General features: G+C 72.0%; 18 protein-coding genes. 8 read left to right on the forward strand and 10 right to left on the reverse strand.

What is annotated here, in order from left to right; all coding sequences use genetic code 11:
- Positions 1-3: 3 nt before the first annotated feature.
- Genes P2Q00_RS34870 through P2Q00_RS34880 form a run of 3 tightly spaced genes read right to left on the reverse strand, consistent with a single transcriptional unit; the run spans position 4 to position 3649 of the window.
- Positions 4-1725 (reverse strand): L-aspartate oxidase, encoded by a 1722-nt coding sequence (locus P2Q00_RS34870; RefSeq protein ID WP_275777751.1) that lies wholly within the window; start codon positions 1723-1725, stop codon positions 4-6.
- Positions 1722-2723: a pantoate--beta-alanine ligase gene (gene panC / locus P2Q00_RS34875; RefSeq protein ID WP_275777753.1), complete on the reverse strand. Its 1002-nt coding sequence runs from the start codon at positions 2721-2723 to the stop codon at positions 1722-1724. Before panC ends, P2Q00_RS34870 begins: the two co-directional genes overlap by 4 nt.
- Complete coding sequence (locus P2Q00_RS34880; RefSeq protein WP_275777754.1) at positions 2720-3649, reverse strand: Rossmann-like and DUF2520 domain-containing protein; 930 nt, start codon at positions 3647-3649, stop codon at positions 2720-2722. The genes panC and P2Q00_RS34880 overlap by 4 nt, the downstream gene beginning before the upstream one ends.
- Positions 3650-3834: 185 nt before the next feature.
- On the opposite strand from P2Q00_RS34880, the gene P2Q00_RS34885 reads away from it, so the two are divergent.
- The gene (locus tag P2Q00_RS34885) at positions 3835-5067 is read left to right on the forward strand and encodes a threonine aldolase family protein (protein WP_275777756.1); all 1233 of its coding nucleotides are present in this window, start codon (positions 3835-3837) and stop codon (positions 5065-5067) included.
- Here P2Q00_RS34885 and P2Q00_RS34890 read toward each other — a convergent pair.
- A complete protein-coding gene (locus P2Q00_RS34890; protein WP_275777758.1) occupies positions 5057-5272 on the reverse strand; it encodes a hypothetical protein in 216 nt (71 codons plus the stop codon). The two genes, P2Q00_RS34885 and P2Q00_RS34890, sit on opposite strands and share 11 nt — an antisense overlap.
- A gap of 168 nt (positions 5273-5440) precedes the next feature.
- On the opposite strand from P2Q00_RS34890, the gene P2Q00_RS34895 reads away from it, so the two are divergent.
- Positions 5441-6544 (forward strand): DUF5937 family protein, encoded by a 1104-nt coding sequence (locus P2Q00_RS34895; RefSeq protein WP_275777760.1) that lies wholly within the window; start codon positions 5441-5443, stop codon positions 6542-6544.
- A 25-nt stretch (positions 6545-6569) separates the two neighbouring features.
- On the opposite strand, the gene P2Q00_RS34900 is transcribed toward P2Q00_RS34895, so the two are convergent.
- The 3 genes from P2Q00_RS34900 to P2Q00_RS34910 all read right to left on the reverse strand — a co-directional run bounded on the left by P2Q00_RS34900 (position 6570) and on the right by P2Q00_RS34910 (position 9198).
- Positions 6570-7202: an AAA family ATPase gene (locus tag P2Q00_RS34900; RefSeq protein WP_275777762.1), complete on the reverse strand. Its 633-nt coding sequence runs from the start codon at positions 7200-7202 to the stop codon at positions 6570-6572.
- Between the two features lie 50 nt (positions 7203-7252).
- Entirely contained in the window at positions 7253-7924 is a 672-nt protein-coding gene (locus tag P2Q00_RS34905; RefSeq protein WP_275777763.1) for a response regulator, read from the reverse strand.
- A gap of 71 nt (positions 7925-7995) precedes the next feature.
- On the reverse strand, positions 7996-9198 hold the full coding sequence (locus P2Q00_RS34910; protein WP_275777765.1) for a sensor histidine kinase: 1203 nt from the start codon (positions 9196-9198) through the stop codon (positions 7996-7998).
- 118 nt (positions 9199-9316) lie between these two features.
- Between P2Q00_RS34910 and P2Q00_RS34915 the strand changes: the two genes are divergently transcribed.
- On the forward strand, positions 9317-10330 hold the full coding sequence (locus P2Q00_RS34915; RefSeq protein WP_275777767.1) for an SAM-dependent methyltransferase: 1014 nt from the start codon (positions 9317-9319) through the stop codon (positions 10328-10330).
- Between the two features lie 33 nt (positions 10331-10363).
- On the opposite strand, the gene P2Q00_RS34920 is transcribed toward P2Q00_RS34915, so the two are convergent.
- Complete coding sequence (locus tag P2Q00_RS34920; RefSeq protein ID WP_275777768.1) at positions 10364-11515, reverse strand: NADH-quinone oxidoreductase subunit D; 1152 nt, start codon at positions 11513-11515, stop codon at positions 10364-10366.
- A 31-nt stretch (positions 11516-11546) separates the two neighbouring features.
- Between P2Q00_RS34920 and P2Q00_RS34925 the strand changes: the two genes are divergently transcribed.
- Positions 11547-12068, forward strand: coding sequence for a PH domain-containing protein (locus P2Q00_RS34925; RefSeq protein ID WP_275777770.1), 522 nt, complete (start codon positions 11547-11549; stop codon positions 12066-12068).
- Complete coding sequence (locus P2Q00_RS34930; protein ID WP_275777772.1) at positions 12065-13402, forward strand: PH domain-containing protein; 1338 nt, start codon at positions 12065-12067, stop codon at positions 13400-13402. The genes P2Q00_RS34925 and P2Q00_RS34930 overlap by 4 nt, the downstream gene beginning before the upstream one ends.
- Positions 13403-13428: 26 nt before the next feature.
- Here P2Q00_RS34930 and P2Q00_RS34935 read toward each other — a convergent pair whose 3' ends face one another.
- Positions 13429-14859 (reverse strand): hypothetical protein, encoded by a 1431-nt coding sequence (locus tag P2Q00_RS34935; protein WP_275777773.1) that lies wholly within the window; start codon positions 14857-14859, stop codon positions 13429-13431.
- A gap of 135 nt (positions 14860-14994) precedes the next feature.
- Positions 14995-16122, reverse strand: coding sequence for an alpha/beta hydrolase (locus P2Q00_RS34940; protein WP_275777775.1), 1128 nt, complete (start codon positions 16120-16122; stop codon positions 14995-14997).
- 224 nt (positions 16123-16346) lie between these two features.
- On the opposite strand from P2Q00_RS34940, the gene P2Q00_RS34945 reads away from it, so the two are divergent.
- The 3 genes from P2Q00_RS34945 (at position 16347) to P2Q00_RS34955 (ending at position 19639) form a co-directional block, all read left to right on the forward strand.
- Positions 16347-18158, forward strand: coding sequence for a phosphatidylglycerol lysyltransferase domain-containing protein (locus P2Q00_RS34945; protein WP_275777776.1), 1812 nt, complete (start codon positions 16347-16349; stop codon positions 18156-18158).
- Between the two features lie 102 nt (positions 18159-18260).
- Entirely contained in the window at positions 18261-19139 is an 879-nt protein-coding gene (gene folP / locus P2Q00_RS34950; protein WP_275777778.1) for a dihydropteroate synthase, read from the forward strand.
- Positions 19136-19639 (forward strand): nuclear transport factor 2 family protein, encoded by a 504-nt coding sequence (locus P2Q00_RS34955; protein ID WP_275777779.1) that lies wholly within the window; start codon positions 19136-19138, stop codon positions 19637-19639. The genes folP and P2Q00_RS34955 overlap by 4 nt, the downstream gene beginning before the upstream one ends.
- The last annotated feature ends 122 nt before the right edge of the window (positions 19640-19761 follow it).

The following is a 19761-nucleotide window of genomic DNA, read 5'->3' on the forward strand; positions in this document are numbered from 1 at the left end:
CTGTCACTGCTCCTGGGGACGGTGCTGCTGCCGGGTCGGGGGGAAGTCTGGGGTGTCCGTGGTGTGCACGGCCAGCGTGCGGTCGGGATTCAGCCGTACGACGATGTGGCGCCGCCACGCGGTGTCGTCGCGGTCGGCGCGGTCCTCGCGCCAGTGGCAGCCGCGCGTCTCCTCGCGCAGCAGGGCGGCGGCGACCAGGACGCGGGCCACGCACAGGAGGTTGGTGGACTCCCAGGTGTCGACGCCGGGCTCGGACGTCTTGCCGTTCTCGTCGAGGGCGTCGCGGGCCTCGGTGTGCAGCTGCTGGAGCTGTCCGGCGGCCTTGGCGAGGGAGTCGGCGGAGCGCAGGACGCCCGCGCCGTCCGTCATGATCCGCTGGATCGCGAAACGGGCCTCGGGGGCGAGCAGGGGGTGCGCGGGCACCTCGGGGTGCTCGACCGGTTCGGGCACGCGCGCGTGGAGGCTGTTTTCCGCGTGGGCGGCGGCGATGTCCTCCGCGATGCGCTCGGCGTAGACGAGGCCTTCGAGGAGGGAGTTGGAGGCGAGGCGGTTGGCGCCGTGCACGCCGGTGCAGGCGACCTCGCCGCACGCGTACAGGCCGGGGACGGTCGTACGGCCCTGGGAGTCCGTGCGGACGCCTCCGGAGGCGTAGTGGGCCGCCGGGGCGATCGGGATGGGGTCGGTGACCGGGTCGATGCCGTGGGCGCGGCAGGCGGCGAGGATCGTCGGGAAGCGGTGCTCCCACATGTCGGCGCCGAAGTGCCGGGCGTCAAGGAACATGTGCTCGGCGTCCTGCTCCTGCATACGGCGCATGATGCCCTTGGCGACGATGTCCCGGGGCGCCAGCTCGGCCAGTTCGTGCTGCCCCAGCATGAAGCGCACGCCGTCGGCGTCGACCAGGTGCGCACCCTCGCCCCGTACGGCCTCGGAGACCAGGGGCTGCTGACCCTCCGCGTCGGCGCCCAGGAACAGCACGGTCGGGTGGAACTGCACGAACTCCAGGTCGGAGACCTCCGCGCCCGCACGCAGGGCGAGCGCCACGCCGTCGCCCGTGGACACCGACGGGTTGGTGGTCGCCGAGAACACCTGGCCCATGCCGCCGGTCGCGAGGACGACCGCGGGGGCGTGCACGGCGCCCACGCCGTCGTGCTGGCCCTCGCCCATGACGTGCAGGGTCACGCCCGCCGTACGGCCGTCGGGGTCGGTCAGCAGGTCCAGCACGAGCGCGTTCTCGATCATGCGCACACCACGCGCGCGTGCCGCCTCGACGAGCGCCCGGGAGATCTCCGCGCCGGTCGCGTCGCCCCCGGCGTGCGCGATGCGGCGGCGGTGGTGGCCGCCCTCGCGGGTGAGCTCCAGGCCCCCTTCGGAGGACTCGTCGAAGTGGGCGCCGGTCGCGATGAGGCGGCGTACGGCGTCGGGGCCCTCGGTGACGAGGATCCGTACGGCCTGCTCGTCGCAGAGGCCCGCGCCGGCCACCAGGGTGTCGTCCAGGTGCTGCTCGGGGGTGTCGCCCTCGCCGAGGGCCGCGGCGATGCCGCCCTGCGCCCAGCGGGTGGAGCCGTCGTCCAAGCGGGCCTTGGTGACGACGACCGTCCTCAGGCCGGCTGCCTCGCAGCGCAGGGCCGCGGTGAGGCCGGCGACACCGGAGCCGACGACCACCAGGTCCGCGGCGATGGACCACCCGGGGGCGGGCGCGTGCAGTCGTATGCCTGTGCTGGTCACGAGGCGGCTCCGAGGTTTCCGAATACGAGTGGGATGTTGTCGATCAGCCGGGTCGTCCCGACCCGGGCGGCGACGGCCAGGACGGCCTCGCCGGTGAAGTCGTCCTCGATCTCGGTGAAGTCGGACGGGTCGACGAGGGCCAGGTAGTCCAGTTCGAGCGGCGGGGACAGCCGCGCGGCGTCGTCGAGGATCAGCCGGGCGGCGGCGCGGACGGCCGTCGGGGCGCCGGGAAGCGCCTTGGCGACGGCGTGCGCGTCGGCGGCCGCGCGGGACTCCCCTATGGCGCTGAGCGCCTCGGCACGCGCATGCGTGGCGGGCACTTCGCGGGCCCGAGCGCGCAGCGCCTCCTGGGCCGCGTGCCGGTCGCTGCCCGCGAACAGCGCGCGGGAGAGGGTGAGCGCCGTGCGCCGCTGCTCGGGCGAGAGGTAGCGGTTGCGGCTGGAGAGCGCGAGGCCGTCCTCCTCGCGCACGGTGGGCACACCGACGATCTCGACACCGAAGTTCAGGTCCCGCACCATGCGGCGGATCAGGGCGAGCTGCTGGGCGTCCTTCTGGCCGTACAGGGCGAGGTCGGGGCGGGTGAGGTGCAGCAGTTTGGCGACGACGGTGAGCATGCCGTCGAAGTGGCCGGGGCGCGAGGCACCCTCCAGCCGCACACCCATGGGGCCCGCGGTGATGCGGACCTGGGGCTCGCCGCCCGGGTAGACCTCGTCCACGGCAGGGGCGAACACGGCGTCCGCACCGGACCGTTCGGCGATCTTGACATCGGCGTCCAGGGTGCGCGGATAGCGGTCGAGGTCCTCGCCGGCACCGAACTGCAGGGGGTTCACGAAGACGGTGACGACGACCTCGCCGTCCGGTCCGGCGATCTCGCGCGCGGTGCGGATCAGCGTGGCGTGGCCCTCGTGCAGGGCGCCCATGGTCATCACCACGGCGCGGCGGCCCGTACGCGTGCGTGCGTGCAGTTCGCCGGCGGTACGCAGCAGGGCGGTGGTCATCGGGCGTCTCCCTCGGCGCCGTCGGTCCCGGTGGCGAGTACCCCGAGAAGGTCCTCGGCGAGTTCCGGCTTCAGCAGCCCGTGGGCTAGCGCGCGGTCGGCGGTGGCCCGCGCCATCGCCAGATAGCCGGCGACGGTCTGCGGGGCGTGCTTGCGCAGCTCCGCGACGTGCGCGGCGACCGTGCCGGCGTCCCCGCGCGCGACGGGGCCGGTCAGGGCCGCGTCGCCGGAGCGCAGGGCGTTGTCCAGGGCGGCGCCGAGCAGCGGGCCGAGCATCCGGTCGGGGGCCGCGACACCGGCCTCGCGCAGCAGCTCCATGGACTGGGCGACCAGCGTGACCAGGTGGTTGGCGCCCAGGGCGAGCGCCGCGTGGTACAGCGGGCGCATCTCCTCGGCGATCCACTCCGGTTCGCCGCCCATCTCGATGACGAGGGCCTCGGCGGCCAGCCGCAGCTCCTCGGGCGCCGTGACCCCGAAGGAGCACCCGGCGAGCCGCTGGACGTCCACGGGCGTGCCCGTGAAGGTCATCGCCGGGTGCAGGGCCAGCGGCAGCGCGCCCGCGCGCAGGGCGGGATCCAGGACCTTGGCGCCGTAGCGCCCGGAGGTGTGCACGAGCAGCTGCCCCGGCCGTACGGCCCCGGTCTCAGCGAGCCCCTCCACCAGGCCGGGCAGGGTGTCGTCCGGGACGGTCAGCAGCACCAGGTCGACGCGCTCCAGAACCTCGGCCGGCGGCATCAGCGGCACATCGGGGAGCAGCTGCGCGGCGCGCCTCCTGGAGGCGTCGGAGACTCCGGAGACGGCCACCGGACGGTGCCCGGCGAGCTGGAGGGACGCGGCCAGCGCGGGGCCCACACGACCGGCGCCGACGACGCCGACGGTGAGCCGTGCGGGGCGGTCCCTGGGGTCTGGCTGTTGGCTTGTACTCACGCGACGGCGGCCTTCCCGTTCCAGTCCGCTCCGGGTACCGGACGATTTCTCGTCATGTTAACGCGATCGGTTCGAGGGGCGTCCGGTTGTCCACAGGCTGTGGGTTACGCCACGGCGTCGGCGTACGGGAAAGCCTGTGGAAATCCGGGTGCTCGCGCGGACCCGCGCCAGGCATGATCCGGAGCATGAGCGATGCGGCGCAGCAGGTCGAGCGGCAGTCCGACCGGACATCGGACGAAGACCAGATATCAGACGAAGAACGGCGCAAGCGGCGCCGTAAGCGGCGCATCGGCGCGTACCGGAGCGCGGAGCGCGTTCTCGCGCGCCCTGGTTTCCTGGGCACGCTCCGGGAGCGCCTGGCGCTGCTGGACGGCGCACAGGACCTGTACGACCTGGACGAGCCGTCGGACATCTATGGCAACGGCGTCGTCGAGGCCCTGGAGGAGAAGGTCGCGGGGCTGCTCGGCAAGGAGGCCGCCGCGTTCTTCCCCACGGGCACGATGGCCCAGCAGGTGGCGCTGCGCTGCTGGGCGGGCCGCACCGGCGACCCGACGGTCGCCCTGCATGCACTGGCCCACCCGGAGATGCACGAGCGGAACGCGTTCAGCCAGGTCAGCGGCCTGCGCCCGGTACGGGTGACGAGCGAGCCCCGCCTGCCGACCGCCGACGAGGTACGCGGCTTCGAGGAGCCCTTCGGGGCGCTGATGCTCGAACTGCCCCTCAGGGACGCCGGTTTCGTGCTGCCCTCGTGGGAGGAACTCACCGAGATCGTGGAGGCCGCGCGCGAACGGGACGCCGTGGTGCACTTCGACGGCGCACGCCTGTGGGAGTCCACCGTCCACTTCGGCCGCCCCCTGGACGAGATCGCGGGCCTGGCGGACAGCGTGTACGTGTCGTTCTACAAGTCCCTGGACGGCTTCGGCGGCGCCGCGCTCGCCGGCCCCAGGACACTGATCGACGAGGCGAAGGCATGGCGGCACCGGTACGGCGGCCAGATCTTCCAGCAGTTCCCGACGGTGCTGTCGGCGCTCGCCGGGCTGGAGCGGGAACTGCCCCGGCTGCCCGAGTACGTGGCGCACGCGCGCGTGGTGGCCGCCGCGCTGCGCGAGGGGTTCGCGGCGGCCGGGGTGCCCTGGATGCGCGTCCACCCCGAGGTGCCGCACACCAACGAGTTCCAGGTCTGGCTGCCGTACGACCCCGACGTCGTCGCGGAGGCCGCCGTCCGGCAGGCCGAGGAGACGGGCACCCTGCTGTTCGGGGACGCCTGGGGTCCGAGGGGCCCGGGCCTGGCCGTCACCGAGGTGTACGTCCGGGCTGCGGGCCTGGAGTGGACGGCCGACGATGTGAAGGCGGCGGTCGCAGACTTCGTGTCCCGCCTCGCCGAAGGGGCCGGCGAGGCGGAGGCGGTCAGCAAGTAGGGCGCGGCCGCAGATGCAGCCACCGGCCCAGGGCCTGCCGTATTCGCCCGTGGGCCGGACGCCCGGCGACGAGGGCGCGGAACTGCCGGTGGTCGCGCAGCTCGCGCACGACCTGCCAGTCGCCCGCACCGGGCGCGGGCGGACCGGGCTCGCCGAGCTTCTGGGCGCGGTAGAGGTCGAGTAGGTATTCCTGCGTGATGCTCATGGCTGTTCGCCTTCTCGGGATGTGGATACGACGTGATCAGGGATCCGTAGGCTCCGCGGCTGCCCCGGTGCTCCCAGGCTGCGCCGCTGCGGCCCGTGAAGTCGCTTCGATTGACGACCGCCGTCAATCGAGGTCGGCGTTGTCAGTGGCGGAGTGCACCATGAGGTCATGAGCGTGCGCATCGACATCGCGGGGCTGCGGCGGGAGAGGGTCGCCGTCGTCCCCTCTCCCCTGGCCGAGCTCGGCATGGCGCTGCACGCGCTGTCCGAGCCGGGGCACCACCCCGGCCTGCAGGGCTGGGTGACGGGCGTGACCGCCCGGCTCGACCCGCACTTGGCCGACCGGATGTGCGAGGCCGACTTCCTGTGGCGGACGACGTTCTCGGACCTGTTCCTGCCGTACGCGGGCATCCCGGGCGGCGCCGCCCTCCCCGGGGCCACGCTCGCCGAGGAGCTCGACCTGCTGGACAAGCTGACGGACGAGCAGTTCGTCGACGCGGCACTGGAGTTCAGCTGCGCGATGCCCTACGGCGACGGGCCCGGCCCGCTCGTCGACGCCGGGCTGCGCCGGCGCGCACTGGAACTGGCCGCCGCACGGGGACCGCGGCAGGAGCGGTTCACCGAGCTGCTGCTGACCGACCCGCCCAGAATCCGGGCCTGGCTGCGGCAGTTCCTCAAGGACTGCGACGACGCGTTCTTCGCGGAGGCCTGGTCACGGCTGCGCCACCAGCTCACTGCGGACGCCCGCCACAAGACCGACCTTCTGCGCCGCAAGGGCCTGGCCGAGACGCTGGCCGCCGCCTCCCCGGCGATCACAGTCGACGAGGCAGCCGCCGAGATCACCGTCGACAAGCTGAGCGTGGGCCGTACGACCACGGGGGACGGCCCCCTCCTCCTGGTGCCGACCAGTCTCGGCTGGCCCCACCTGGCCGTCCTGTACCGGCCCGGCTGGCAGCCGGTGGTGCACTACCCGGTCGGCGCCCCGGAGCTCGCGGCCCCGCCCTCCGTCGAGCAGCTCGCCCTGCGGATGACCGCCCTGTCCCACCCCGTCCGGATGCGGATCTGCCGCTATCTGGCCCGCAGCGCCCACACCACGAGCGAGCTGACGCAGACACTCGGTATGACGGCCCCGGAGATATCCCGGCACATCGGCGTCCTGAAGAAGGCGGGCCTGATCACCACACGCCGCCGCGGCCGGTACGTCCAGCACCAGCTGGACATAGCGGTCGTGGCCCGGCTGGGCAGCGATTTCCTGGAGGGCATCCTGCGCTGAGCAGCGGCCCGCCCGGCCGCCCGGCTCAGTCGAACCGGATGTGCCGGATCCCCACCCGCATCTGCCGCATCCGCGTCCGCAGCGCACCCTCGTTGTTCGGCCGGAGCCTCAGTCCGGCCAGCACGGCGATGCGGTCCGCCGTCTTCGGCACGGTCGAGTGGTCCGTCCACAGATGCTCGGCGAACTCCGGCTCCTGCAGCCGCTCCAGGCAGTGGTCGAGCTGCTGCACGGCCCAGGTCTCCCTGCCCAGACCCGAGTTCTTCCCGACGACGTACTGAAGGAGGTGTCCGAAGCCGCGTTCCCGCAACCGCCGCAGGACTGTCTCGCGCTGGGCAAGGAGGGTGAAGTGGCGTACGTCATGGCCGAGTTCGCGCAGCCGGCCGACGGTCTCCTCGAAGCAGACCGGGTCGGTGACCGTCATGGGCGCGAGCACGACCCCTTCCCGCTTGGTGAGGGCCAGGTCGAGCACCTCGACCACCCCCTGCCGCCAGGACGTCAAGTCCTGGAAGTTGCCGCGCAGTTCGGGCGGGAGCATCCGGCGCAGACCGAAGCCGGCGTGCTCGGGGTCGCAGATGACGCTGCCCGGCAGCCGCCGCTGGATCTCGTGTGCGGTCTGTGTCTTGCCGCCCCCGAAAGGGCCGTTGATCCACAGGAGCATGCGCAGACCCTAGTGGTCACCGGTTACGCGGGAGTCACGCCCCCGGTGACTCAGCCGTGCCCGCCCGCGCGCACCAGCCCGGTCTCGTACGCCAGGACCACCACCTGCACCCGGTCCCGCAGCCCCAGCTTGGTCAGGATGCGGCCCACATGGGTCTTCACGGTCGCCTCGGACAGCACCAGCCGGGCCGCGATCTCGCCGTTGGACAGACCCTGCGCAACCAGGATCATGACCTCGCGCTCGCGCTCGGTGAGCCGCTCCAGCTCCTTGTGCCGGGGCTCCTGCCCGACGCTCGGCAGCATCGGCGCGAACCGGTCGAGCAGACGGCGCGTGGTCGACGGGGCCACCACCGCGTCGCCGCTGTGCACGGCGCGGATGGCGGCGAGGAGTTCGCCAGGCGGCACGTCCTTGAGCATGAAGCCGGAGGCGCCCGCCTTCAGCCCCGAGAAGGCGTACTCGTCGAGGTCGAAGGTGGTCAGGATCAGCACCTTCGGCGGGTCGGGCTCCGAGCAGATTCGGCGGGTGGTCTCCACGCCGTCGAGCTTCGGCATACGGACGTCCATGAGCACCACGTCGACGGCGGTCGAGCGCAGCACCTGAAGGGCCTCGACGCCGTCCCCCGCCTCCGCGACGACATCCATGTCCGGCTGGGCGGCGAGCACCATCCGGAACCCGGTGCGCAGCAGCACCTGGTCGTCGACGAGCATCACGCGGATCGTCATCGGGGCCTCTTCCGTTCTCGGCGGTCGTTACAGCGTTCTTTACAGGTGTCAACGAGGGGCGTGCGTAAGCGTCAGTGTGCGGGTTTCAGCGGAAGCAGCGCGCTGATCCGGAACCCGCCGCCGGGGCGCGGGCCCGCGTCCAGGGTGCCGCCGACCATACCGATCCGTTCGCGCATACCGATCAGGCCGTGGCCCTGGCCGTCCGCGCCGCCCTCCTCGTACAGCTCGTGCGGGGCGCCCTTGCCGTCGTCCTCGACGAGCAGGCCGAGGCCGTCGTCGAAGTAGACCAGGCGCACGCTGGCGCCCGCGTTGGGCCCGCCGTGCTTGCGCGTGTTCGTCAGCGCCTCCTGCACGATGCGGTACGCGGTGAGCTCGACGCCGCTGGGCAGCGGGCGCGGGGTGCCCTCGACCTTGAAGTCGACGGGCAGGCCGGAGGTACGGCACTGCTCGATCAGCTCGTCGATCTGGTCGACGTCGGGCTGCGGGACGTACTCGCCGACCTCCTTGTGCTCGCCGGTGCGCAGCACACCGAGCAGGCGGCGCATCTCGGCGAGGGCCTGGCGGCCGGTGGAGGAGATGGTCTCCAGGGCCTTCTTGGCCTGGTCGGGGGCGGCGTCCAGGACGTAGGCGGCGCCGTCGGCCTGCACCACCATCACCGACACGTTGTGCGCGACGACGTCGTGCAACTCACGGGCGATCCGGGCGCGTTCGGCCGCGACCGCGACCTTGGCCTGCGCCTCCCGCTCCTTCTCCAGCCGGGCGGCACGCTCCTCCAGCTGCGCGAAGTAGGCGCGGCGGGTGCGGATGGAGTCGCCGAGCACCCAGGCGAGCGCGAACGGAACTGTCAGGAAGATCGCTTTCGCGACGTTCCCCAGTGCGCCCACGTTCTCCGACCACCAGCGCACCTGCGCGACCGGGGCCGCGCTCAGGCCCACGCCCAGCGCGAGCCAGGACGCCCAGCGGGCGCCCGTCGCGGCCACCGTGTAGACGATCACCAGCATCGCGAAGTCCGCCGGGATCGTCTCGACGTTCAGCACCACCTGCGCCAGGCCGAGCCCGATCGCCAGCAGCAGCATCTTCTCCGGCATACGGCGGCGCAGCGCGATCACCAGGCAGAGCAGAAGAACGATCGGAACGATCACCGCGGGCGAGTCGGTGCCCCGGATCCCCTGGCCGGTGCCCTCGCCCACGACCGAGATCCCGAACAGGAAGACGGCCCAGAAGGTGTCGACCCCTGTCGGGTGCCTGCGGAGAAAGTCATAGAGGCGCTGCACGTAACCCAGCGTAGGGAAGCGAGATGCGTGCAGGGGTCAACCGGAGGATCGATCCGCGCCCGGCGCGCATACTCCCCAAGGTGGAGGCCCTGTTCTCCTGCACGCTTAGCCTGTGCCGGTGACAGAAGAGACATCGGGCCGGTGGCAGGGCTGGCGGGCGGCGGCTCAGGCCGCCATGTACGGGCCCGGCGGCTTCTATCGCAGACCCGAGGGTCCGGCGGGACACTTCCGTACGTCCGTGCACGCGTCGTCCCTGTTCGCCGAGGCCGTGGCGCGGCTGCTGTGCCGGGTCGACGCGGCTCTGGACCGGCCCGGCGCGCTGGCCTTCGTCGATATGGCGGCGGGCAGGGGCGAGCTGGTCGGCGGGGTGCTGGCCGCGCTGCCCGCCGAGGTGGCGGCACGCACGCGTGCGTACGCCGTCGAGATCGCCGACCGCCCGGAGGGCCTCGACGACCGGATCGAGTGGCTGCCAGAGCCGCCGCAGCAGGTCACCGGGCTGCTGTTCGCCAACGAGTGGCTGGACAACGTACCGGTGGACATCGCCGAGGTGGACTCGGCGGGCGTACCGCGGCGGGTGCTCGTGCGGCAGGACGGGGCCGAACGGCTCGGGGAGCCGGTCGGCGGTGCGGAAGCGGAGTGGCTCGCACGGTGGTGGCCGCTGCCGGCCGAGGAGGGGCTGCGGGCCGAGATCGGGCTTCCCCGGGACGAGGCCTGGGCGGCCGCGCTCGGTTCGCTCGACCGGGGGCTCGCGGTCGCCGTCGACTATGCGCACACCCTCGACGCGCGCCCCCCGTTCGGGACGCTCACCGGCTTTCGCGCGGGGCGCGAGACGGCGCCCGTGCCGGACGGGTCGTGCGACATCACGGCGCACGTCGCACTGGATGCGTGCGCGGCGCGCGGGACAGCACGGACGCCCTCCGGCGCGCGCCTGCTGTCGCAGCGCGACGCCTTGCGCGCCCTCGGCATCGCAGGTGCACGCCCCCCGCTCGCACTCGCGTCCACGCAGCCCGCCGCCTACGTACGCGCCCTCGCGAGCGCCGGCGAAGCCGCCGAACTCACCGCACCGGGCGGCCTCGGCGACTTCGGCTGGCTGCTGCAGCCGGTTGGAATTCCGGACGCACTCGTCGGCTGACCGCCCGCCCCTCTTGTGCCTTCTCGCCGTCCGCTACTTGTCGATGTCCCCGACCACGAAGAACAGCGACCCCAGGATCGCCACCATGTCCGCGACCAGCGTCCCGGGCAGCAGCTCCACCAGCGCCTGGATGTTGTTGTACGAGGCCGAGCGCAGCTTCAGCCGGTACGGGGTCTTCTCGCCCTTGCTGACGAGGTAGTAGCCGTTGATGCCGAGCGGGTTCTCGGTCCAGGCGTAGGTGTGGCCCTCGGGCGCCTTCAGGACCTTGGGGAGCCGCTGGTTGATCGGCCCGGGCGGCAGGTCGGCGAGCCGGTCGAGGCAGGCATCGGCGAGGTCGAGGGCGACATGGGTCTGCTCCAGGAGCACCTCGAAGCGGGCGAGGCAGTCGCCCTCCTGCCGGGTGACGACCTTCAGGGTGTCCTGCAGCTCGCCGTACCCGAGGTACGGCTCGTCGCGGCGCAGGTCGAAGTCGACGCCCGAAGCGCGCGCGATCGGCCCGCTCACGCCGTACGCGTGCACGGTCTCCGGCGCGAGCGTCCCCACGCCCCGCGTGCGCCCCCGGAAGATCTCGTTGCCGAGCACCAGGTCGTCGAAGCGGTCCATGCGCGAGCGCACGGCGGCGACCGCGGCACGCGCGCGTGAGGTCCAGCCCGCTGGCAGGTCCTCCTTCAGGCCGCCGACGCGGTTGAACATGTAGTGCATACGGCCGCCGGAGACCTCCTCCATGACGTTCTGGAGGACCTCGCGCTCCCGGAAGGCGTAGAAGACCGGCGTGATGCCGCCGAGCTCCAGCGGGTACGAACCCAGGAACATCAGGTGGTTGAGCACCCGGTTGAGCTCCGCGAGCAGCGTGCGCGTCCACACCGCGCGCGTGGGCACCTCCATGCCGAGCATGCGCTCCACGGCGAGGACCACGCCCAGCTCGTTCGAGAACGCCGACAGCCAGTCGTGGCGGTTGGCGAGCATGATGATCTGGCGGTAGTCGCGCGCCTCGAAGAGCTTCTCGGCGCCACGGTGCATGTACCCGATCACCGGCTCCGCGTGCATGATGCGCTCGCCGTCCAGCACCAGGCGCAGGCGCAGTACGCCGTGCGTGGACGGGTGCTGCGGTCCGATGTTGAGCACCATGTCGGTGCTCTCCGCGGCGCCGCCGATACCGACCATGGTCTCCGTCGTGGGAGTCATGGACCCAGTCTCCCCTACGTACGCTGGCCGTATGGAGACGGGGAGCCCGCAGAGCACGGGACCGACGGGGACGACGGGGGACGAGTCGGCGGAGCCGGAGTGGATCGGGCTGCCGCCCGGGCTGCTGCGGATGCGCCGGCTGTTGCTGGTGGTGTGGCTGGGGCTGCTGGCCCTCGCCCTGGTTCTGCTGCTCGGGCTGCTGGCCGGGCCCGGCTGGGCCGCCCTCGCGCTGCTGCCGCTCGCGGTCGCGGCCTGGGGCTGGGTGCTGCTGGGCCGCAACTGGCGCTCCTGGCGGTACGCCGAGCGCGCCGACGACCTGCTGATCAGCCGGGGCGTGCTGTGGCGCGAGGAGACCGTCGTGCCGTACGGGCGGATGCAGCTGGTCGAGGTCACCTCCGGGCCCGTCGAGCGGCACTTCGGGCTGGCCAGCGTGCAGCTGCACACGGCGGCCGCCGCGACCGACGCGACCATCCCGGGCCTCGACCCGGCCGAGGCGGAACGGCTGCGCGACCGGCTCACCGAGCTCGGTGAGGCCCGATCGGCGGGCCTGTGACCACGCCGGGCGTCGACGACGCCGTACGCGCAAAGGAACCTGTCACCGAACGGCGGCTGCACCCCGTGACGCCGCTGCGGCGGGCGTGGGCGCCGGTGGCCGTGGTCATCGGGTGGGCCGTGCACGACCCCGACCAGGCGCAGCAGCAGCTGACCAGGCTGACGACCACGACCCTGCTGGTCGCGCTCGCCGTCCTTGTCCCCGCTGCCGCCCTGTACGGCTTCCTGACCTGGTGGTTCACTCACTTCGCGGTGACCGACACCGAACTGCGCATACGTACCGGTCTGTTGTTCCGGCGCACCGCGCACATCCGGCTCGAACGCATCCAGGCCGTCGACATCACCCAGCCGCTCCTCGCGCGCGTGGCGGGCGTCGCCAAGCTCAAACTCGATGTCGTGGGCACCGACAAGAAGGACGAACTCTCCTTCCTCGGGGAGCGCGAGGCGCGTGCGCTGCGTGCGGAACTGCTGGCGCGCGCCGCCGGGTTCGCGCCCGAGACCGCGCACGAAGTCGGCGAGGCGCCGGTGCGCGAGCTGTTGCGCACGCCCCCGCGCGACCTCGCGATCTCCGTCGTGCTGACGGGCGCCACCTGGTGCTCACTGGCCGCCGCGCTCGTCGTCCCACCGGTGCTCTGGCTGGCCACCCACAGCGTGTGGACGGTCCTCGCGACCGGTGTGCCACTGCTCGGCGCGGCGGGCGCGAGCAGTGCGGGGCGGTTCGTCGGCGAGTACGACTGGACCGTGGGCGAGTCACCGGACGGACTGCGCATCGACCACGGGCTGCTCGACCGTACGCACGAGACGGTGCCGCCCGGCCGGGTGCAGACCGTGCGGATCGTGGAGCCGCTGCTGTGGCGGCGGCGCGGCTGGGTGCGGGTGGAGCTGGATGTGGCCGGGTCGTCCAACTCCGTGCTGGTGCCGGTCGCTCCACGGGCGGTCGCCGAGGCGGTCGTCGCGCGCGTGCTGCCCGGGGTGACCGTGCCGCCGGCCGAGGCGCTGGCCCGACCCCCTCGGCGGGCCGGACGGTGCATACCGGTGTGGTGGCGGGGCTACGGGCTCGCCGTCACCGACTCGGTGTTCGCCGCCCGGCACGGGCTGCTGCGCCGGAGCCTTGCGCTCGTGCCGCACGCGAAGGTGCAGAGCGTACGACTGACCCAGGGGCCCTGGGAGCGGCTGTGGCGGCTCGCCGGCGTGCATGTGGACACGGGGGCCGACAAGACCGTGACGGCCCGGCTGAGGGACGCCCAGGAGGCGGCCGAGTTGCTGCGGGGGCAGGCCGAGAGGTCAAGGACGGGGCGCAGGGACGCCCGCCCGGACCGCTGGATGGCGCCGTAGGGCGGGCCTCAGCCGTGGGGCGAGCTTCAGGAGACCGCGCTCCGCAGCCCCTGCACGTCGATCTGCTCGGTCTCGTCGTGGGCCGTCAGGTCGATGACCTGGCCGGCGCCGCGCGCCTTCTCGTCGGCCGGCTTGAACTCCGCCTCGGCCTCGGCCTTGTGGAGGGCGAGCGCCTCCTGGCCGACGACATCGGCGAGGTCCTCGTTCTGCACGGCCTCCAGGGCGTCCTGCGCCTGCTCCGTCTTCGTACCGAAGAAGTCGAATCCGCCCTCGACCGCCGGGCGCCGCACGGGCGCGGCCGGTACGACGGCCACCGCGGTCGGCGCGACGAAGTGCCCGGCGGGCTGCTGCACGGGCCGGTCGGACGGGGCGTACCTGGCCAAAGTGGTGGCGACCGCGCGCTCATGCCCGTCGGCCGCCTCGGGCTGCCCCTGCGACTCATCCTCCTGGGCCGCGGTCTCCGCACCACCGTCGGCGGCGGCCTCGGTTGCGGCGGGGGCCGTCTCGACCGTGGTGGCGACGGCCTCGGCCGTGGCGGACCCGGCCTTCGCCTTCACCGGCTCACGCTTCGGGGAGGTGTCGCCCTTGGTGGGACCGTCGCCCTTCGGAGAACCGTCGTCGTCGGGCGAGGAATCGCCCTTCGGGGAGTCGACCTCCTGGGAGTCGACCTTCAGGAGGTCGTCGTCCGAGGGGCCGTCGTTCTGCGAGTCGTCCTTCGCAGACGCGTCTTCCGCTTCCGCAGAAGCGCCTTCCCGAGAATCGTCCGCCGCGGAGCCGTCCTTCGGAGAACCGTCACCGTCCTCGTCGAACCGTTTCAGTGCCGCCTGCGCCCGGAGGAAAAGGTGGGATCCCTCCGGCGAGAAGACCGCGGGGCCCTCCGGCATCCCGTCGGCGTCCTCCACGTCCGCCGAGGCAGCCACAGCCTCGGTCTCCTCCGCGAGCTCCGTCTCCGCAGCCTCCGCCTCGGCCACCGGCACGGGCGGCAGCGCACGGGCCGGAGCCCCGGCCTCTATCTCGAGCAGGCGGCGGCCCTCCAGGGCACTGGCACGCTCGGTCTCGGCGGTGGCGTAGCGCCGCAGCAGTGCCGCGTGTTCGTTGCGCAGTCCCGCCAGTTCGGCACGCTTCGCCCGCAGCCGCTGCTCCAGCTTGGTGCGCAGCTCGCGCGACTCCTCGAGGTCGGTCTCCAGCTCGGCGACCCGCTCCTCGTGCCGCCACTCGTCGCTCGCACGCGCGCGCGTGAGGTCGGCCACCTGCTTGCCGGCCTGGGTGTCCCAGCGGCGCATGACGGCCGCACCGACGATCGCCGTGGCCGCGGCGGCCGCGGCTATGACACGGAGCACGGACTGTTGTGAGAACACCCATGGACCGAAGGCGCAGACGAAAGAGACGCCTGCGATCGCCGACGGTGGCAGCAGTCTGTGCAAGGGCGGGGAATGGCGGTGACGTCCACGTGGCATGGCCAGAAACTTACCGCGCGTAGACCAGTGTTGGCGCCCCGCCCCGCAAAAACACAGCCATACCGAAACGTTCACAGCACATCAGGAATTGGCCTTTGCCGAATTCAGCAAGATCATCACCTCTTGCAACCCTGGTCACCGGTCGCTCAGCCGTCCGCTGATCCACTGCAGCGTCGCCGGAATCTCCCGCCGCCAGGTGTTGAAGTTGTGGCCGCCGCTGTCAAGGATGATCGACGAGATCCGGGTCAGGTTCGTGGCCCGCACGCCCTCTATGAACTTCAGTGTCGCCTTGTAGTTGGATTCCCCGATCCTGCTGCTGGTGACGAGCAGCGAAGTGTCCGGCGCGGGCAGGTGCTTGATGCACCACCACAGATCGGCGCGATTGCGCAGCCCCTTGTTGCCATGGAAGAGATCACCCGTGGTGGGGTCGATGGGCGCCTTGTAGTACGGCGACAGACCCGCCGCTGCGGCGTACGACCGGGGGTGGTGCATGGCGAGCTTCAGTGCGCAGTAGCCGCCCGTGGAATCGCCGATGATGCCCCAGCTGCCCGGCTTTTTGCCCACCCTGTAGTGCGCGAGTACGGCGTCGGGCAGGTCCTTCGCGAAGAAGGTCTCCGTCTTCGGGCCGCCGGGGATGTCCACGCATTCCGTGTCCCTCGGCGGCGCAACCGTCGGCCGCAGCATCACCAGGATCATCGGCTGCATACGGCCGTTCTTCGCGAGGCCCTGGGCCGTACTCGGATAGTGCAGCTTGTCCACGAGCGCCTGGGCGGTGCCCGGATATCCGGTGAGGACGACAGCCGCGGGGAACGTACGCGTGCGGTACTGCGGCTGGAAGTACTCGGGCGGCAGATAGACGTACGCGGGTGTGGCGATGTTCGTCGTACGACCGACGATGTCGACCTTCTGGATCTCACCGCCGACCTGCGGCTGGGAACCGCCTGCTCCACGCACGCGTGCCGTGTCGATCACCTGCAGCGGGCCGCCGGTCCCGCCGAGCGCCGTGTGGTTGATGACGACACCCTGGTCCGTCTCCTGGCCGAACAGGTCGGCCCAGCTGGCGTAGAACCCGAAGGCCTGGTTGGCGGCGAGGCCCACCGACAGGAAGAGGGCCAGCTGGGTGCCGAGCAGCAGCCCGATACGTCCGCTGACAGCCCGCCAGTTGCGCCGCGCCAGGCGTGGCCACAGCCACACCGTGCCCACGAACAGCAGTACGGCGAACATCACTGCCAGCAGCAGCACTTTGTTGCTCGTAAGACCCATGACCTGCTTCCTGCCTGCGGTTTCCACCCGGCTCCTGCACACTTTCGCGAAGGCTTGTCCGGGACTTTCCTCGGCCTTTGGACCGGCTTTGAGGAGAGGCTGGAACCTTGCTCCCCGAGACACCGTCCTAGAGGGCGCAATGTCGCCGGATGCCCCGTTCGGGCCCGGATCCAAGGTCTCTCGCAGAACTACGGGATGCGATGTCTGTCAGGACAGATGAGGAAATGTCGGGTGGGGTTCCCTCCCGATCACGTAGCGCGCGACGCGTATTCCGTGGTCCGCGCCCCGAGGCGGTCCCCGTCCTCGTCGCCAGAGCCTGCGCACTTGTGGGCGTTCTGGACATCGCCGCGGGCGTGTTCCCGCGCTTCAGGCACAGCCGTATGCACACCATCGCCGAGGTGCTGCCGGGCTCGTTCGGCCCGTTCGCGGCCGCGCTCTCGCTCAGCGCCGGCATTCTGCTGCTGCTGCTCGCGCACGGCCTGAGGCGCGGCAAACGCCGGGCCTGGCGGGCCGCCGTGGCACTGCTGCCGGCGGGCGCGGTGGCGCAGTTCATCTACCGCCACTCCCTCATCGGAGTGATCATCTCGCTGGCGCTGCTCGCACCGCTGCTGCGACACCGCGACCAGTTCCGGGCGCTGCCCGATCCGCGCAGCAGGTGGCGCGCGCTCGCCAACTTCGTCCTCATGGGCGCCGGATCCCTCGTCCTCGGACTGGTCATCGTCAGCGTCCATCCGAACCGCATGGTCGGCGACCCGAGCCTGGCCGATCGCATCACGCATGTGCTGTACGGCCTGTTCGGCTTCGAGGGCCCGGTCGACTACCAGGGCAACACCTCGTGGACCGTCGGCTTCTCGCTGGGCGCCCTCGGCCTGCTGACGGCGATCACGACGATCTACCTCGCCTTCCGCCCCGAACACCCGGCCGCGCGCCTGACGGAGGAGGACGAGGCCCGGCTGCGCGCCCTGCTGGAGAAGCACGGCCGCCGCGACTCCCTCGGCCACTTCGCCCTGCGCCGCGACAAGGCCGTGGTCTTCTCGCCCAGCGGCAAGGCGGCGGTGACGTATCGCGTCGTGTCCGGCGTGATGCTCGCCAGTGGCGACCCCATCGGCGACGTCGAGGCCTGGCCGGGCGCCATCGAGCGCTTCATGGACGAGGCCAGGGCGCACTCCTGGACGCCGGCCGTCATGGGCTGCTCGGAGACGGGCGGCGAGGTGTGGACCCGCGAGACCGGCCTGGACGCCCTCGAACTGGGCGATGAGGCGGTGGTGGACGTAGCGGATTTCTCCCTCGCCGGCCGCGCGATGCGCAACGTGCGACAGATGGTCAAGCGCATCGAGCGCGCCGGTTACGAAACCCGGGTACGACGTGTACGTGACCTCGGCGAGGCCGAACTGGAGCGGATCCGCGACGCCGCCGAGGACTGGCGCGGCACCGACACCGAGCGCGGCTTCTCCATGGCGCTGGGCCGCATCGGAGACGCCGCCGACGGCGACTGCCTGATCGCCACCGCCCACAAGGCGGACGACCAGCCGGGAGAGTACGGCGACCTGAAGGCGATCCTGCACTTCGTCCCCTGGGGCACCGACGGCGCCTCCCTGGACCTGATGCGCCGCGACCGCAGCGCCGACCCCGGCATGAACGAACTCCTCATCGTCGCCGCTCTCCAGGCGGCACCGAAACTCGGCATCACGCGCGTGTCGCTCAACTTCGCGATGTTCCGCTCGGCGCTCGCGCGGGGCGAGAAGATCGGCGCGGGCCCGGTGCTGCGCGCCTGGCGCGGCCTGTTGGTCTTCCTCTCCCGCTGGTTCCAGATCGAGTCCCTGTACAAGTTCAACGCGAAGTTCCAGCCCCGCTGGGAACCCCGCTTCGTCGTCTACCGCGCATCGGCCGACCTGCCGCGCATCGGCTTCGCCGCCATGCAGGCGGAGGGCTTCGTCAACCTCGCCCTCCCGCTGCCGCGCTTCCTGCGCCGCCGCAGGACCGCCCCGCGCGCGTGCACCCACGCCGTCGCGGAGCGCGACGTACGCGCGGCGTGAGTACCTGACCGGGACACCGGACACCGTGCAGGACAGGCCCGGACGGAAGCCCCGTCCGGGCCGCGGCGTTTCCGGGCGGGGCCCGGGGCCTACGCTGAACGTATGAGCAAGCAGAGCGGACGCGGGCGCGTCGTGGGCCTTCCGGAGTGGGACCGCTGCGCGGTCATGGGGGTTGTGAACGTCACGCCCGACTCCTTCTCCGACGGCGGCCGCTTCTTCGACACGACGGCCGCCGTCAAACACGGCCTCGACCTGGTCGCCGAGGGCGCCGACCTGGTCGACGTCGGCGGCGAGTCCACCCGGCCCGGCGCCACCCGCGTCGACGAGGCCGAGGAACTCAAGCGCGTCATCCCCGTCGTCCGCGGCCTCGCCTCCGAGGGCGTCACGGTCTCCGTCGACACCGTGCGGGCCTCCGTGGCCGAACGGGCCCTCGCCGCCGGCGCCGCCCTCGTCAACGACGTCAGCGGCGGCCTCGCCGACCCCGCGATGATCCAGGTGGTGGCAGCAACCGGCGCCCCCTTCGTCGTCATGCACTGGCGCGGCTTCCTGGAGGGCGGCAACGTCAAGGGCGCGTACGACGACGTCGTCACCGAAGTCGTCGACGAACTGCACGCACGCGTGGAGGCCGTCCTGGCCGGCGGCGTCGCCCCCGACCGCATCGTCGTCGACCCCGGTCTCGGCTTCTCCAAGGACGCCGAACACGACTTGGTCCTGCTCGCCCACCTCGACCGTCTGCTCGGCCTCGGCCACCCCCTGCTCGTCGCCGCCTCCCGCAAGCGGTTCCTCGGCCGCGTACTGGCCGGACCGGAGGGTGCGCCCCCGCCCGCGCGCGAGCGCGATGCCGCCACGGCCGCCGTCTCCGCACTCGCGGCGCACGCCGGCGCATGGGCGGTGCGCGTGCACGAGGTGCGCGCAACGGCGGACGCCGTACGGGTCGCGCGCGCCGTGGAAGGTGCGCGCGCCGCCGAAGGAGCCCGGTGAGCGCCCCCCACACCGACGTCGAGCAGGTGGAAGCCGCCAACACCGCCTTCTACGAGGCCATGGAGCGCGGTGACTTCGAAGACCTGTCCTCGCTCTGGCTCGCCCCGTCCGACCTGGGCGTCGACGAGGAGTACCACGACCCGGCCGATACCGGCGTGATCTCGTGCGTCCACCCCGGCTGGCCCGTGCTCACCGGCCGCGGCGAGGTCCTGAGGTCATATGCCCTCATTATGGCCAATACCGACTACATTCAGTTCTTCCTCACCGATGTGCATGTCTCCGTCACCGGCAACAGCGCCCTGGTGACCTGTACCGAGAACATCCTCAGCGGCGGCCCCGCCCCCAAGGGCAGCGAGGAGCTCGGCCCGCTCGTGGGCCAGCTGGTGGTCGCCACGAACGTGTTCCGCCGCACCCCCGCCGGCTGGAAACTCTGGTCCCACCACGCCTCCCCGGTCATGGCCGAAAACGACGAGGAAGAGGACGAGGACACACCCTCCTGAGTGGGTAGGCGCCCCCTGGGGACCAAGAAGTGGTTGGAATCACGGACCCGTGGGTAGGGGCGGCTTCCAACCCGTGAGCCGCCGGGTTCCCCAGGGGAAACATGCGATGAATCCTCCTGTTC

This window comes from Streptomyces coacervatus (genome assembly GCF_029223485.1).
Classification (GTDB): domain Bacteria; phylum Actinomycetota; class Actinomycetes; order Streptomycetales; family Streptomycetaceae; genus Streptomyces; species Streptomyces coacervatus.